The organism is Paraburkholderia acidisoli, assembly GCF_009789675.1.
In the GTDB taxonomy this organism is placed as follows: Bacteria; Pseudomonadota; Gammaproteobacteria; order Burkholderiales; family Burkholderiaceae; genus Paraburkholderia; species Paraburkholderia acidisoli.
Genome location: NZ_CP046913.1, coordinates 113,791 through 129,221 on the forward strand (window position 1 = coordinate 113,791; position 15,431 = coordinate 129,221).

The following is a 15,431-nucleotide window of genomic DNA, read 5'->3' on the forward strand; positions in this document are numbered from 1 at the left end:
ATCCACATATCGAGATATCGACATATCGACGATAAAAAACCGCGGCGTCGCGCCGCGTGGCCGCGACAATGCGGCTCACTTATCTCCGGCATTGCAGACGCAAACGGGCGCGCTTCGTTGTTAAGCTTCTCCGCGACGCCGTCGTGAGAGCGGCGCATCACGAAGCTCGACAACAACCCCAGCGAAACACATCGCCCCTCAATACCGGAGTGAGATTCATGAAATCGTCCCGCCGCAGCTTTCTGATCACGAGCCTTGGCGTTGCGTCGACGCTCGCGCTGTCGCGCCAGGCGTTCGCCGACGCGCCCAAGGCCGCCGAGACCGATCCCACCGCGCAGGCGCTCGGCTACAAGCTCGACGCGAGCAAGGTCGACAAGTCGAAGTTCGCGAAATACGCCGCCGGTCAGGACTGCAGCAACTGCACGTTCTACCAGGGCAAGGCCACCGACGCCTTCGCGCCGTGCCCGATGTTCGGCGGCAAACAGGTCGCGGGCAAGGGCTGGTGCAGCGCGTACAACAAGAAGGCCTGAGCGCGGGTTCGAGCGCTGCGCGGCGGCGCGGGGCGCCTGCAAAAAGGTGCCTGCCGCCGCGCTGAAACCCCTCTGAAACCACGTGCGCGCCCGGCGCACGCTTTGCTTCAAGTCTCGCAACGAGACTGACGCGCGCCGCTCACATGCGCGCCTGCAACAGCGGCGGCCGCCGCGCGAACCACGGCCGTGCCGCTTCGAGTTGCGCGGCGAGGCGCAGCAGCAGCGCGTCGTTGCCCTCGCGCGCGGCGAACTGCACGCCCACGGGCAGGCCGCGCGCATTCCACCAGAGCGGCACCGACATCGCGGGCTGGCCGGTGAGATTGAACAGTTCCGTGCAGCCCGCCCACGCGAACGCCTTGTTCGAGGCTTCGGTCAGCAGCTTGCGCATGAGCGCCTCCACGGGCACGGCGGTGACCGCGCGCATCTGCAAACGCTCGCTTTGCGTGGGGCGCAATTCGCCGATCTTCACGGGCGGCGCGGCGAGCGTCGGGCACAGCAGCACGTCGTAACGCGTCATCAGATCGGCGAGCTGCGCCGTGATCTTCTGCTGCACCTCCAGCGCCGCAGGGAGTTCGCGTTCGCCGAGCTTGCGGCCGATATGCGCCATGGCCCACGTGGCGATCTCGAAGTCCTCGCGGCGCGGCTTGATGCCGGTGATCGTGTCGGCGTTGAGCACGTATTGCTCGGCGACCACCGACCACAGCATCAGAAACGCTTCGCGCGCCGCGGCGAAATCCAGCTTCAGCGACACCGGCTCCACGCGATGACCGAGCGATTCGAGCAGCGTGGCCGCGTCGGTGAGCGCGTCGCGCACGTCGGGCGCGAGCGTTTCGGCGAACATCGGCTCGGCGATCAGCGCGACGGCCAGCGGCTTCGCGCCGTCGAGCGGCTCGCGCGCGGCCGCGAGAAAGCTGCCCGGCGCGCCGGGCGCAACGCTGCCTTCGCCGCTGAACAGATCGAGCATGAGCGCGCTGTCGCGCACGCTGCGCGACACGGCGAGGTCGACACCCAGCGCGCCGGGCGCGGGCGGCACGTTCGACGGCACCTGAAACGCGCGCGACGGTTTGAGCCCGAACAGCCCGCAGCACGACGCGGGAATGCGGATCGAGCCGCCGCCGTCCGACGCATGCGCGAGCGGCACGATGCCCGCCGCGACCGCCGCCGCCGCGCCGCCGGACGAACCGCCCGGCGTGTGATCGAGATTCCACGGATTGCGGCACGGGCCGAACAGTTCGGGCTCCGTATAAGGCATCTGCCCGAGTTCGGGCGCGCTCGTCTTGCCGAAGATGTTGAGACCCGCGGCGCGGATGCGCGTGACCACGGGCGCGTCGGCGGCGGGAATGTAATGACGATAGTGACGGCTGCCGAGCGTCATGCGCAGGCCGGCCACGGCCGCGCCCAGATCCTTCACGAGAAACGGCACGCCCGCGAGCGGACCGTCGGCGAGCGCGTCCACGCCGTTGGCGTTTGCCGCGATCTCGCGTGCGCGCTCGCGCGCGGCCTCGTAGTCCTTCAGGACGAGGGCGTTGATCGCGGGATTCGCGGCTTCGGCGCGCGCGATGGCGCTATCGAGCAGTTCGCGCGCGCTGACTTCGCGGCGGCGCAGGAGATCGGCGAGGCCGATGGCGTCGTATTCCAGATAATCGGACAGCAAGGCGCGCACTCCTCGTCGTTGGGCGGCAAGCGTTGAATGCGGACGATGATACCGGTGCCGCGCATTCGGGCGCGTGCGCGAGTGCGCGCAAACCGGCGCCGCAAGCGCGCGGGATCAAGCCGCTCGACGTGAAAACGGCGCGCCGGATCGAGGCGCGCCGCAGTCAGTTTCCGCAGTCAGTTTCTATCGATACCCCCGCGTGCGGGTCAGAGCTTTTCGGCGAGGAAGCTCAGCGTGCGGCCGTGCGCGAGCGCCGAGGCGTTCTGGTTGTACGACGCGCGCACCGAGCAGTTGAAACCGTGCTCGGCGTTCGGATACAGATGGAACGCCGCGTTCGGGCGGCCCGCAAAACTCGCCTGCACCTGGCCGACGGCGTCGAGCGGAATGCCGTGATCGTTCTCGGCGTAGTGGAACAGCATCGGCACGGTCACCTTGCCGGCGAGATCGAGCAGGTTCTGGATGCCGCCGCCGTAGTACGACACCGCGGCATCGACGAGACCGTGCGCCGCCGCGAGATACGCGAGACGCCCGCCGAAGCAATAGCCGATGGCTGCGACCTTGCCCGTGCATTCGGGCAGCGCGCGCAGCGCCGCGACCGTCGCGCCGATATCCTGCACCGCGAGATTCACGTCGGTTTTTTGCAGCAGTTCGATGCCACGCTCGCGGTCGGCGCCCACGTATTCCAGCTCGACGCGCGGCGCGGTGCGCCAGAACACGTCGGGCGCGATCGCCACGTAGCCGTCGAGCGCATATTGCTCGACCACTTCGCGGATATGGCCGTTCACGCCGAAGATCTCCTGCAGGATCACGATGCCGGGACCTTTGCCGCCCCTGGGCGTGGCGACGTACGCGCCGAAGCTGTCGTCGCCGACGGGAATGTCGATCCATCGAGTCGAAACGCTCATGTCTTTCTCCGTCTTCTCTTCAATAGTAATAGTGAGTCGCGCGGCCGGACGCCGGGCACGAGGAGCGGCGCGCGGCGCCCGGCGCCCGGCGCGCGGCGCCCGGTGGAAATTCGGGCAGCCAGTTTGCCATAGGCGCTCGTGGCGTCGCGGCTTCGCGCCTGTTCTCGCAAGCGGATCGTAATGATCTCGATTATTCATTGTTCGCGCGCGGGCGCTTTGGCTAGAGTCGGTGGCACGTCGTGCCGACTGTCCCTCCGTCCATCCAGGAACGCGCCATGAACCCCGCCGCTACCGCTTTCACTGCTTCGCCCGCTGCTTCGTCAGATTCCGCCGCGCCCGTCACCGCTTTCATGCGCCGATTCGGCTTGCGCCTGCCCGTCGTGCAGGGGCCGATGGCGGGCGGCCCGACCACGCCCGCGCTGGTCGCGGCCGTGTCGAACGCGGGCGGGCTCGGCTTTCTCGCGGGCGCGGCGCTCGCGCCGGAGAAGCTCGCGAGCGAAGTCGCGGCGATCCGTGCGCTCACCGGCAAGCCGTTCGGCGCGAATCTCTTCGTGCTCGAGCGCGCCCAACCCGACGACACCACCGTGCGCCGCGCGCTCGGCGCGATCGATCCGCTCGCCGCGCGCTTCGACCTCGCGCCCGGCGCGCCGCTCGCGTCCTACGCGCCCGACTTTCGCGCGCAGCTCGACATGCTGGTCGAGTTGCGCCTGCCGGTGGTGAGTTTCACGTTCGGGCTGCTCGCGAAAGCGGACGTCGCGCGCCTGAAAGCGGCGGGCAGTTACGTGATCGGCACGGCGACGCACGTGGCCGAAGGTCTCGCGTGGCGCGATGCGGGCGCGGACGCGATCGTCGCGCAGGGCGCCGAGGCGGGCGGTCATCGCGGCACGTTCATCGGCGAGGTGCCGCAGGCGCTGATCGGCACCTTCGCGCTCGTGCCGCAGCTCGCCGACGCGACCGGCCTGCCCGTGCTGGCGGCGGGCGGCGTGATGGACGGGCGCGGCATGGTCGCGGCGCTCGCGCTCGGCGCGCAGGGCGTGCAGATGGGCACGGCGTTTCTCGGCTGCGCCGAAAGCGCGATTCCCGCCGACTGGAAAGCGCGGCTGCGCGCCTCGGCGGACACCGCGACCGCGGTCACGCGCGCGATCACGGGACGGCACGCGCGCGGCATCCGCAACGCGCTGATGACGCAGCTCGAAGCGTACGAGCAGGCGCACGCGGGCTCGGTCGCGCCGTATCCCGTGCAGAACGCGCTCACGCAGCCGCTGCGGCAACGCGCGGCGCGCGCCGACGACGGCGACTGGCTCTCGCTGTGGTCGGGTCAGGGCGCGCCGCTCGGCCGCGCGCGCGAAGCCGGGTTGGGCGCCGCGCAGGTGGTCGAGGCGCTGGAGCGCGAATGGCGCGCCGCGCTGGCGGGCTTGCGCGGCTGAATTCGCGCAAGCGCGGCAGGGGGTGCGGCTGAGTTGTTGCTGGGCCACGGCCGGGAGCGCGCTCGATGCGTTCGAAGCGTTCAAAGCGCGCCACGTGCTCGCGCCGCTGCTCCGGGTGACGGCTCCGCGCCGCGGCTCCGTGCGACCTCGGCGCGCCGCCGCTTCGGTTCGGCCCACGCCGCTTCGGGCCAGGTGAGCCGTGGCCGTCCGATTGTTGCGGCAAAGCCGCATTGCTCGCGCCGATGCCAGCCGCCGCACGTTTGCGTGCGTGCCGATCGGCATTAATCGAATGCTGACTTGAATCGTGCGGCCAGGACGCGCGAACACGTTTGGCCGACGGATGCGCGCGCAACGAGTTTTCGGTCATTCCGGAAGCGGCGCGCGATTTACCCCCGCCAATTCGTCAGAATTACCGTCAAAAAATCTCAAAACTGATTCGGTAAGGTGTCTGGCGGCGCTTTGCCGCGCATTGGGCCGCGTTCTCGCGAGCTCGATCCAGCAAGGATTTCGGCCGGAAAACGGCCATTTGACGGGCACTTGGCGAGCGCCTATTGGTACTCGCCCCGATATCTGAAAAAAATCCACCAAATTAATTTGATCACCTACACTTGCGCGCAAGTATGGCCAGACGGCCCGCCATGAACGGGCCCGACGCCATGCTGGCCAGGTGCATCAAGGATGCATCCTGCGTGGTCGTCCGCACGGGGAGCGACACGTTCGGGGCGCGGGAGCACAGGGCGATTACGTTGCTTTTGGGTTCGAGAGAAACTGGAGATCTACATGAATATCAAGCTTCACAAGCTGTTGCCGATCAGCGCTGCGGCCATGCTGTTCGCTTCGTTTGCAACGGCGGCAAGCGCCGACGTCACGGTCAAGATTGGCCACGTCGCGCCGCTCACGGGCGGCATCGCCCACCTCGGCAAGGACAATGAAAACGGCGCACGCCTCGCCGTCGAGGAAATCAACGCCAAGGGCCTGACGATCGGCGGCCAGAAGGTCACGCTGCAACTCGACGCGCAGGACGACGCGGCTGACCCGCGTACGGCTACGCAGGTTGCGCAGAAGCTCGTCGACGACAAGGTCGTTGCCGTGGTGGGCCACCTGAACTCGGGCACGTCGATCCCGGCATCGAAGATCTACAGCGATGCAGGCATCGTGCAGATCTCGCCGTCGGCCACGAACCCGGCCTACACGCAGCAAGGTTTCAAGACGACGTACCGCGTCGTCGCGACCGATGCGCAACAAGGTCCGGCACTCGCGAACTACGCGTCGAAGAACCTGAAGGTCAAGAGCGTCGCGATCGTCGACGACTCGACGGCTTACGGCCAGGGTCTCGCGAACGAGTTCGAGAAGACCGCCAAGTCGCTCGGCATGAACGTTCTTTCGCATGACGCGACGAACGACAAGGCTGTCGACTTCCGCGCCATTCTGACGAAGATCAAGGGCGAAAACCCCGACGCGATCATGTACGGCGGCATGGACGCCACGGGCGGCCCGTTCGCCAAGCAAGCCAAGCAGCTCGGCCTGCGCGCGAAGGTGCTGGCTGGCGACGGCGTGTGTACCGACAAGCTGTCGGACCTGGCCGGCGACGCCACCGACAATATCGTCTGCTCGGAAGCCGGTATGGCGCTCGAGAAGATGGACGGCGGCAAGGCCTTCGAAGCGAAGTACGAAAAGCGTTTCGGCCAGCCGATCCAGATCTACGCACCGTTCACGTATGACGCCGTGTACATCATCGTCGATGCGATGAAGCGCGCGAACTCGACGGATCCGGCGAAGATCCTCGCGGCAATGCCGGCGACGGACTACAAGGGCGTGATCGGCGAGACGACCTTCGACTCGAAGGGCGACCTCAAGCACGGCGTGATCTCGCTGTACAACTACAAGTCGGGCAAGAAGTCGCTGCTCGACGTGGTGAAGATGTAAGACCGCGCTCCGGCACGTTCGGGCCGCGCTTCAGTGCGGTTCGGCGTGATCGATGCGAAAAAGCCCGCAGGTTCGCGCCTGCGGGCTTTTTGTTTTGCGGCGATGGCGTGCGCTACCGGAATGCGCCGACGGCGGCGCGGCCCGCATGCCCGATCGGACAGGCGATCGGATGCGCGATCAAATACCCAGGCGACGCAACACCTTCGGCCCCGCGAAGGCCACGAGCGCCGCGCACAGCGCCACGACCGCGAGCCCCACGGTGAGATTCGTCACCTGCGTGATGCCGCCGATCACCACCGGTCCGAACAACAGCCCGAAATACGCGATGCCCGCCACGTGCGCGAGCCCTTCGGCCGCGTGGATGCCTTTCACGCGCGCGGCCGCCGCGAACAGCACCGGCATCATGTTGGCGAGGCCGAGGCCCATCAGCGTGAAACCGGTGAGCGCGGTGAACGAATACGGCAGCAGCAGCGCGCCGATCATGCCCGCGCAGGCCAGCGACGCGCTCGCGAGCACCAGTTGCGGCGCGCCGAAGCGCGCGCGCACGGCGTCGCCGGCGAAGCGCGCCACGGCCATGCCGCCCGAGAAGGCCGCGTAGGCCGCGCTCGCGAGCGCGGGTGTGGACAGCACGACGTCGCGCATGTAGACGGTGGCCCAGTCGTACATCGCGCCTTCGGCGATCAACGCGATCAGGGCGATGGCGCCCAGCGCCCAGAGCGCAGGCGTGCGCCAGCGGTTGCCGGTTTTCGCGTGCTCGCCGTGCGCGGCATGCGGCACGTGCGGCAGCACCGCGGGGCACGACAGCACGAGCACGAGCGCCGCGAGCGCGGACGCGAGCAGCAGATGCACGGCGGGCGCCATGCCGTGCGCGAGCAGGGCGCCGCCGATCGCCGCGCCCGCCATGCCGCCCAGACTGAACATGCCGTGCAGGCCCGACATGATCGGCTTGCCGACGGCTTCCTCGACGGCGCTGGCTTCGGCGTTCATCGCCACGTCGAGCGTGGCCATGCCCACGCCGAACGCCGCGAGCACCACGAGCAGCATCCAGTAATACGGCACGACGAGAATCAGCGCGCCGCACACGCTCATGGTCAGGCCGCCCGCGAGACAGGCGCGGCGCGAGCCGGCGCGCGCGATCCAGCCGCCGATCAGCGTCATCGCGGCGATCGAGCCGCCCGCCACGGCGAACAGCGCGTAGGACAGCAGCGCCGCGTCCAGGTGGAACTTGTCGCGCACGGTGGGCACGTGCACGCCCCACGAGGCGTACATCATGCCGGCGACGAAAAAGAGCGCCATGGTGGCGAGGCGCGCGCGGTGGCGCTGCGCCGCGGGCAACGCACGGTGCTGGGCGGCGGGGCTGGAGTCGGGCGCGCCCGAAGACGGTTGCGCGGTGGCGGTCGAGTGGTCGGACACGAGGGAATTCCGGAAAAAGAGGGCGGCGGAAGGCGCCTGAAAGCAAACGGAGATTCTAGCGAACGCGCTCGCGGCCTGCCGGGCGAGCGCGCGCTGCACTACTATCGGCATGCGCCGCCGCGTGACACGGCAAGGAACGGCACGATCCGCCGGTCCGTTGTCGCGGCCGCGACGCGCATTTCGCCGACCGACGACCCGAGGACGCGCCCTTGAAGATTCCCGCTCACGCTCCGCTGCATCTGCTGCACCAGACGCCCGCCGGCGCGCTCGCCACGCATTCGCGCGACCCGCGCGGCTTTCCGTATCCCACGCTGTTGCCGTTCGCGCCCGACGCGCGCCATCGCCCCGTGATTCTCGTGAGCCGGCTCGCCGAGCACACGCGCAATCTGCTCGACGACCCGCGCGCCGGTTTTCTGGTGGCGCACGGTCACGAGCGGGACGGGCTGAATGTGCTCGACGCGCCGCGCGCCACGCTGCTGGGCCGCTTCACGCCCGTGGACGCCGCCGCGCACGCGGCGGAGCACGCCGCCATCGCGCGCCGCTATCTGCGCTACCACCCCGACGCCGAGCGCTACCTCGCGCTCGGCGACTTCACGTTCTGGACGATGGAGGTGGAGCGGCTGCGTTATATCGGCGGATTCGGGGCGATGGGCTGGCTCGACGCCGCCGACCTCGACCCGCTCGACCCGCTGGCCGCCGACGAAGAAGCCGAGCTGATCCATTTTTTCGATACGCATGCGGCGCGGCCCGCCGGATTGCGGCTGGCGGGCGTCGATCGTTATGGCGCCGACCTCATAACGGAGAATGACGGGCGTACGCGATTTATTTTCGATACACCGCAAACGCATTACCAATCCTTGCATGCCGTGCTGGACGATTGCATCGAACGCCACCTCGCTTAAAACGGTATTTTTTTCTGATTTATCGCGCGGGCGGCGCCAATTAGAAAGCAGGCTTAGGAAATGCCGCATGACGCGGCATCAAACCTTGCATAACAGCTTTCAAACGTACAAAGTTTTCATGCCATGAAATGTTGTGACGTTTGCGAGCCATTTAATTTTCATGCGCTGCCAATATGAGACGGAGATTTATCAGTTCAAAAGTCAGATTTAGTAAAAATACCGATTTGCATCGAATCACATTGAGATAGACGTGCGTGGCGCGCGACCGGTTTCGAAATCCCGTTTTGATTATTTTTATTGTTGATGCGCTTCCCGGCATTCGAATCTGTGTTAATCTCGCCACCGATTTCCGAGGCACGCATCTATCAATCGGCATACTGGCGTGAGACTGGTAGCCATTTACGACCAAACCACAAGGGCACCTATGTCTTCCTACAAGGAACTCCTCGCTCAGCGAGAAAAGCTGGAGAAGCAGATTGAAGAGGCGAAGGCACGTGAATATGCCGAGGTCCTCGACGAAATCAAGCAGAAAATGGCCGACTATGGCATTACGCTTGCCGAACTCGGCGGCGGCCGCGCCAGCACCAAGGCCGCGAAGGCCGCAAGCCGCTCGCGCGCCAGCGTCGCGCCGAAATACCGCGATCCCGACAGCGGCAGCACGTGGTCGGGCCGCGGCAAACCGCCGCGCTGGATTGCCGGTCAAGACCGCGACCGTTTTCTGATCCAGAAGTAAATCGCCCTCGGCCGCGGTTTGGCCATGGCGAGCACGGTTCCCGGATTTCGGAACCGTCAGGCAAAAAGCCGCGCAGTCGGGGGACGCGCGGCTTTTTGTATTTTGGCGCGCCAAGCCGGCGTGAGTTTAAATAAGAATACTTTTCATTCTTGTAGGCAACTGATTTAAAAGAAGTTTTTAGGGATATCCGCAAAATCGGCAGGCGTCGCGCTTAGAATCGAGGTTATTTCCCTATTTTGTACCGCCGCGCATGAATGCCGCCGCCACCACGCCGTTATCCGATAAACACGAGGTCGCGCGCCGCACCACGTGGGTTAGCGTCGCCGTCAATTCGGTGCTGGTGGTCCTGCAAATCGCCGTTGGCGTATTGGCGCATTCGCAGGCGTTGATCGCCGATGGCGTGCATTCGCTTGCCGATATCGTTTCTGATTTCGTGGTGCTGCTCGCCAATCGGCATAGCGGCGCTAAACCGGACGCCGATCATAACTACGGCCACAGCCGTTATGAAACGGTTGCTTCATTATTTCTCGGCGCATTATTGATTGCTGTCGGCGTGGGAATGCTCGCACGCGCGGGTTCACGTATTGCCAATCTCGGTGAGATTCCGCCCGTGCATTTGAGCGCGTTATTCGTCGCGCTGTTCGTGCTGGTTTCCAAGGAAGGTTTGTTTCGCTACATGCTGCGCGAGGCGCAACGCGTGCGTTCGGCCATGCTGATCGCCAATGCGTGGCATGCGCGCTCGGACGCGGCTTCGTCCCTGGTGGTGGCGCTCGGGATCGTCGGCTCGCTCGCGGGCGTGCGGTTGCTCGACCCGATCGCGGCGGCCATCGTCGGCTTCATGGTCGCGCGCATGGGCTGGGTGTTCGGCTGGGACGCGCTCCAGGATCTCTCCGACCGCGCGCTCGACGACACGACCGCCGCCGACCTGCGCGCGCTGCTCGCGGCCACGCCGGGCGTGCGCGACGTGCACGGCATGCGCACGCGCAAGACCGGCGACCTCGCGCTCGTGGACGCGCATATTCTGGTCGACCCGTGGATCTCCGTTTCGGAAGGTCACTATATTGCGGAGTCGGCGCGGGCGCGCCTGCTCACCGACGCGCGCGTGCTCGACGCGCTCATCCACGTGGACCCGGAAGACGACATGCACGTGCGGTCGGTGGCGAATCTGCCGCCGCGCGAGCAGGTGGCCGCGCGGCTGCGCGAGGCGCTCGCGGCGCACGGCGTGCTATTGCGCGACATCACGCTGCATTATCTGAGCACGGGCATCGAGATTCAGGTGACGCTCGCGAGCGCGCAAGACGCGCCGCGCCTCGCCGCCGTCGATCTCGAAGCGTTGCGCGCGCAACTGGGCGCGCAGCGTTTGAACGTGGTGCAGCCCGTCGAACGACAAACTGTCAAATCGCAGGGTTAGGCTGATGCCGCACCGCGTTAAAGCGGCAACTGCGTGTCGAACTTGATTTCGCGCAGCACGACGCTCGTGCGCACCTGCGCGACAGCCGGAATGCGGAAGATGCGTTCGTGCAGGAAGGCGTCGTAGGCCTTGATGTCGGGCGCGACGATCTTGAGGATGTAGTCCGATTCGCCGGTCGTGCTGTAGCACTCGGTGACCTCGGGACAGGTGGCGATCTCGCGCTCGAACGCTTCCACACCGCCTTCGGTGTGCCGCGTGAGATGGATATGCGCGAGCGCGCAAACGTGCAGGCCAAGTTTTTCGCGATCGAGCAGCGCGGTGTAGCGCTGGATCACGCCCGACTGTTCCATGTCTTTGATGCGGCGCCAGCACGGCGTGCTGGAAAGCCCCACCTGGTCGGAGATTTCCTGCACCGAGCGGCGCGCGTCGAGCTGCAGCAGGCGCAGGATCTTCTGAGAGAACGTATCGAGTGTCAACTGCGCCTCCGTTGCGTCGCTGTATTCCTGGATGTTAGAGGCCGGGAAAACAAAACGCAATGCAAAGCACCGTCGACGAGGGAGATCACCTAATTTGCCGGTTCGCTCGCGGCGTTTTGCCCCGAGCCGTCCCCATCATTGCGAATTTCGGCGAGCGCGGCCTGCTGTGCGCGCAGGTCGGCGAGCATGTTGCAGAAGAGCGCGCCTTGCTCGATGGCGTCGTCGAGCGCCACATGCGTGTGCGGGTGATCGTCGAACCAGTGCTTGGGGAAGCGCGGTTTGATGCTCTTGCGATACGGCAGGCCGGTGATCGCGAACGCGAGCGTCTTGATGTCGAGCGCCGACCACGAAAACGGGCAGCGCCCCGCGAAGCGCATCATGTACCAGAACATGAAGGTGAAATCGAAGCCCGCCGGCATGGCCACGAACACGGGCTTGCCGGGCAACGCCTCCACCCAGTCCACGTAAGCGACGAGCGCCTGCGCGGGGTCCTGCAAGTCGGTGCGGCACGCGGCCCACGCTTCGGGCTGGGTTTCCCACCACGCGGCCTGCACGGGATGCGGCGCCGCGCCTTCGAGCGTCGCGAGGTTGGCCGAGAACGTGGCGATCAGGCGTTTGTCGGCGGTATAGGCCGCCGAGGCGAAGCTCAGCATCGAGTGCGGCCCGGGAATGGGACCGTCGGCCTCGACGTCGGTGCTCACGTAAATTTCTTCGATGGCGGCTTGATTCATCGTACGTTTCATCTTATCCGGGTACGTTGTCTGCGACGTAAGGGTTGTGGCGGCGCTCCTCGCCGAACGTCGATACGGGGCCGTGACCCGGCACGAACGTGACGTCGTCGCCCAGCGGCCAGAGCCGCTCGCGGATCGAGCGGATCAGATCGGCGTGATTGCCGCGCGGGAAGTCGGTGCGGCCGATGGAGCCGGCGAACAGCACGTCGCCGACCAGCGCGACGCGATGCGCGCGGCTGAAGAAAACCACGTGACCGGGCGTATGGCCCGGGCAGTGATACACCTCAAGTTCTTCACCGCCGAAACGCACCGTGTCGCCGTTGTGCAGCCAGCGCGTGGGCTCGAACGCCTGCGCGTGACCAAAACCGAAGCGCACGCTCTGCTCGGGCAACTGGTCGATCCAGAAACGCTCGTCTTCCTGCGGTCCCTCGATCGGCACGCCGTATTTGTCGGCCAGCGTCTTCGCGCCCGCGCAGTGATCGAGATGGCCGTGCGTGAGGAACACCTTTTCGAGCTGCACGCCCTGGGTTGCCAGTTCGGCTTCGATCAATTCGAGGTCGCCGCCGGGATCGACCACGGCGGCGCGCCCCGTGGTTTCGTCGACGAGCAGCGAGCAGTTTTGCTGGAACGGCGTGACGGGAATCAGCGTGACTTTCATGCGATGTGCGGCGTTCTCGTGGGGAATGTGTCGAGGGTGCGACGCGCTGCCGCAGCCTTTTGAAGGGTGATCCGCGGTCAGCGTTCGCGCGCGGCTGCTGGCTCGAAACCGCGGCCGCGGCGCCGACCGAAAGACCGATTGTACCGGTGAGACCACAGTGGCGCCGACGGGGTTGCCGTCCGCCGAATCCCTTGTCTGACAAGGGCTGCACGGACCGATGCAAACCTCGGTTGAGGCGGTTTATTACGCTAATAGTCAGAAATCATGGAGTTTTTCGACTGACTTCGGTGACAGGAATTACTTTTGGGTATAATGCAGCCCAACATGCACGGTTTGCCGTGCTTTCACTGGGCGATGCGACCCGAGCAGTTAATGAGGTCACGATGCATCGCCGTCAAGCAGTGCCGTCGTTGGAGGCTGGCTGAACAGGCTGCCTTACAAGATGGCAAATCAGGTGTCGATCATTTCGATGCCGCACGTCTTGCCCAGCCAGGCGCCACGCGCCTGCAACGGCCTACATGCCGTGAAGCTGGGTGGGGCCTACGCCGCCGTTCCTGTGCGCCGCGAGTTTCCGGTGCGCGCGAATGCGTCATCGCATCCGATGGCGGCTTGTGGGGTCTGGTCAGGCTGCCGGGGACAGGTTGCGCCAGACGTGAAAGATAACTAGCGGTTAGCAGCTAATAGGGCTGCATCCGGGTATTGGCACGCGCTCGTCGATTCCATTTTTGACGAACGAAGGCGAAGCCTTGCCCACGACCGCCGAAGCCATTCGACCGAGCGCACCCAGTGCGCCTTTCGGGCTTCGACATGAGATGGCTAGCTTATGAATTTCAGTTTGACTCGACGACGTTTCGGGACGTTTCTGGCTGTGTCCGCACTGGCCGGTTGTGCCGTGCCGCCGAATGCCCAGAATCAGGCCGACAACGACGCCCTGAGCACCCGGAACACCGCGTTCGCGGCGCCGCAGAGCTATGGCTCGGCGCTCGCTGCGTTGCCTGCCTCGGGTACCGCCAAGGACAACTCGCTCGCCGACGCCCAGCCGATCGACGACAACGGCACCGACGTCCATTCGTTCCACCAGACCGGCCGCGCCTCGTGGTACGGCCGCGCGTTCCACGGCCGCAAGACCGCGAGCGGCGAACGCTACAACATGGAAGCGATGACGGCCGCGCACCGCACGCTGCCGCTCGGCTCGTACGTTCGCGTGAGTGTCGCCGGCACGAAGAAGTGGGTGGTGGTGAAGATCAACGACCGTGGCCCGTTCGCGCGCGGCCGCATTCTCGACCTCTCGTACGCCGCCGCGAAGATGCTCGGCGTGCAGCACGCGGGCACCGCGAAGGTCACGATCGAAGGCCTCACGCGTCAGGAAGCGAAGGTCGCCCAGGCCGAAATGGTCGCGGCGAACTCGAACGCCAGCACGGACAACTGATCCGGTTTGCGCCGAATGTAGAAAGGGCCGCCCTCGGGCGGCCCTTTCGCATTGTCGTCCGCCGCCGGGCTCACGCTCCGGCTCAATCTTGCGCGTTGTCGCGATCCTCGTCTTCGCCCTTCAATTCCAGCGCGCGTGCATAGAGCGCGTTGCGCGACGCGCCCGTGAGCGCTGCCGCGAGCTTCGCCGCGCTTTTCACCGGCACTTCCTGTAGCAGCGTGCGCAGCAGCGCGTCGTGATCGGCGTCGCCATCGGGCTGCGCGGACGCACCTTCCACCACCAGCACGAACTCGCCACGCTGACGGTTCGCGTCGGCGGCGAGCCACGTTGGCCCTTCGGCCAGGGTGCCGCGCCAGAGCGCTTCGTGTAGCTTCGTCAATTCGCGGGCGATCAACAGGCGCCGCGCGGGACCGAACGCGTCGGCGAGCGCCTGCACCGTTTCCACGATGCGATGCGGTGCTTCGTAGAACACGAGCGCATGGGCGTGCGTGGCGAGCGGCTGGAGCGCGGAGGCGCGCTGCTTCGCTTTGGGCGGCAAAAAGCCGAGAAACGTGAATGTCGATACCCAGTCGCCCGCCGCGGAGAGCGCGGTCGCGAGTGCGCTCGCGCCGGGCAGCGGCACGACGTTGAAGCCCGCGTCGCGCACGGCGTCCACGAGTTTCGCGCCCGGGTCGGAAATGCCGGGCGTGCCCGCGTCGGAGACGCAAGCTACGCGCTCGCCCGCGCGCAGGAAGTCGATCACGCGCTGCGCGGCCTCGCGCTCGTTGTGCTCGTGCACGGCCACGAGCGGCTTCGAAATGCCGTAGCGCGCGAGCAGCGTGCCGGTGTTGCGCGTGTCTTCGGCGCAGATGCGGTCGACGAGACCGAGCACGTGCAGCGCGCGCAGGGAGATGTCGGCGACATTGCCGATGGGGGTCGCCACGACATACAGCGTGGCGGCCGGGTACTGCTGGTTCTGCGCGAGTTCGAAAACGGACGAGGCCGAGTGCGACGAAGGCGAGGAATTTGACGAGGAGGACGTCATGACACGGAACGCGCGAATGCAGGAAAAGAGGCCGCCATTGTGCCACGCTGAAGCGGCCTGGCCCGTGGGAAGCGCTGCGGGCGAAGCGACGGGCGGATCGGCGGGCGAGTTGGCGGGCGGATCCACGGACGAATCGGCGGGCGAAGCGGCGGGCAAATCAGCGAGTGATTTGTCGCGTGGAGCGGCGGGCGGATCGACGGGCAAATCGGCGG

The 15,431-nt window shown here is 66.2% G+C and carries 14 protein-coding genes; 7 read left to right on the plus strand and 7 right to left on the minus strand.

The annotated features are described in order from the left end of the window. Window positions 1-218: 218 nt before the first annotated feature. Window positions 219-530, plus strand: coding sequence for a high-potential iron-sulfur protein (locus FAZ98_RS00490; RefSeq protein WP_158947737.1), 312 nt, complete (start codon window positions 219-221; stop codon window positions 528-530). Between the two features lie 139 nt (window positions 531-669). Here the strand turns inward: FAZ98_RS00490 and FAZ98_RS00495 are convergent, their stop codons facing one another. Then, window positions 670-2,184 carry an amidase gene (locus FAZ98_RS00495; RefSeq protein WP_158947739.1) on the minus strand — a complete coding sequence of 505 codons (1,515 nt, stop codon included), beginning with the start codon at window positions 2,182-2,184 and terminating at the stop codon, window positions 670-672. A gap of 206 nt (window positions 2,185-2,390) precedes the next feature. After that, a complete protein-coding gene (locus FAZ98_RS00500) occupies window positions 2,391-3,089 on the minus strand; it encodes a dienelactone hydrolase family protein (RefSeq protein WP_158947741.1) in 699 nt (232 codons plus the stop codon). A 350-nt stretch (window positions 3,090-3,439) separates the two neighbouring features. Here FAZ98_RS00500 and FAZ98_RS00505 point away from each other — a divergent pair, with 350 nt between their 5' ends. Further along, window positions 3,440-4,516: an NAD(P)H-dependent flavin oxidoreductase gene (locus FAZ98_RS00505; RefSeq protein ID WP_158951809.1), complete on the plus strand. Its 1,077-nt coding sequence runs from the start codon at window positions 3,440-3,442 to the stop codon at window positions 4,514-4,516. Between the two features lie 780 nt (window positions 4,517-5,296). Next, entirely contained in the window at window positions 5,297-6,442 is a 1,146-nt protein-coding gene (locus FAZ98_RS00510; RefSeq protein ID WP_158947743.1) for a branched-chain amino acid ABC transporter substrate-binding protein, read from the plus strand. Between the two features lie 177 nt (window positions 6,443-6,619). On the opposite strand, the gene FAZ98_RS00515 is transcribed toward FAZ98_RS00510, so the two are convergent. Next, window positions 6,620-7,777 (minus strand): MFS transporter, encoded by a 1,158-nt coding sequence (locus FAZ98_RS00515; RefSeq protein WP_233272725.1) that lies wholly within the window; start codon window positions 7,775-7,777, stop codon window positions 6,620-6,622. 287 nt (window positions 7,778-8,064) lie between these two features. Here FAZ98_RS00515 and FAZ98_RS00520 point away from each other — a divergent pair, with 287 nt between their 5' ends. The 3 genes from FAZ98_RS00520 to FAZ98_RS00530 all read left to right on the plus strand — a co-directional run bounded on the left by FAZ98_RS00520 (window position 8,065) and on the right by FAZ98_RS00530 (window position 10,901). Next, window positions 8,065-8,757 (plus strand): HugZ family pyridoxamine 5'-phosphate oxidase, encoded by a 693-nt coding sequence (locus FAZ98_RS00520; protein WP_158947745.1) that lies wholly within the window; start codon window positions 8,065-8,067, stop codon window positions 8,755-8,757. 424 nt (window positions 8,758-9,181) lie between these two features. Next, window positions 9,182-9,490, plus strand: a complete 309-nt coding sequence (locus FAZ98_RS00525; protein ID WP_158947747.1) for an H-NS histone family protein — start codon at window positions 9,182-9,184, stop codon at window positions 9,488-9,490. A gap of 250 nt (window positions 9,491-9,740) precedes the next feature. Next, window positions 9,741-10,901, plus strand: coding sequence for a cation diffusion facilitator family transporter (locus FAZ98_RS00530; protein WP_158947749.1), 1,161 nt, complete (start codon window positions 9,741-9,743; stop codon window positions 10,899-10,901). Window positions 10,902-10,918: 17 nt separating this feature from the next. On the opposite strand, the gene FAZ98_RS00535 is transcribed toward FAZ98_RS00530, so the two are convergent. The 3 genes from FAZ98_RS00535 to FAZ98_RS00545 form a co-directional block, all read right to left on the minus strand. Next, window positions 10,919-11,377 (minus strand): Lrp/AsnC family transcriptional regulator, encoded by a 459-nt coding sequence (locus tag FAZ98_RS00535; protein ID WP_027815813.1) that lies wholly within the window; start codon window positions 11,375-11,377, stop codon window positions 10,919-10,921. Window positions 11,378-11,466: 89 nt separating this feature from the next. Continuing rightward, a complete protein-coding gene (locus FAZ98_RS00540; RefSeq protein WP_158947751.1) occupies window positions 11,467-12,108 on the minus strand; it encodes a 3'-5' exonuclease family protein in 642 nt (213 codons plus the stop codon). 13 nt (window positions 12,109-12,121) lie between these two features. Continuing rightward, window positions 12,122-12,766 carry an MBL fold metallo-hydrolase gene (locus FAZ98_RS00545; protein WP_158947766.1) on the minus strand — a complete coding sequence of 215 codons (645 nt, stop codon included), beginning with the start codon at window positions 12,764-12,766 and terminating at the stop codon, window positions 12,122-12,124. An 823-nt stretch (window positions 12,767-13,589) separates the two neighbouring features. On the opposite strand from FAZ98_RS00545, the gene FAZ98_RS00550 reads away from it, so the two are divergent. Continuing rightward, on the plus strand, window positions 13,590-14,195 hold the full coding sequence (locus FAZ98_RS00550; protein WP_158947768.1) for a septal ring lytic transglycosylase RlpA family protein: 606 nt from the start codon (window positions 13,590-13,592) through the stop codon (window positions 14,193-14,195). Between the two features lie 82 nt (window positions 14,196-14,277). Here FAZ98_RS00550 and rsmI read toward each other — a convergent pair whose 3' ends face one another. After that, the gene (gene rsmI / locus FAZ98_RS00555; RefSeq protein WP_158947770.1) at window positions 14,278-15,219 is read right to left on the minus strand and encodes a 16S rRNA (cytidine(1402)-2'-O)-methyltransferase; all 942 of its coding nucleotides are present in this window, start codon (window positions 15,217-15,219) and stop codon (window positions 14,278-14,280) included. Between the last annotated feature and the right edge of the window lie 212 nt (window positions 15,220-15,431).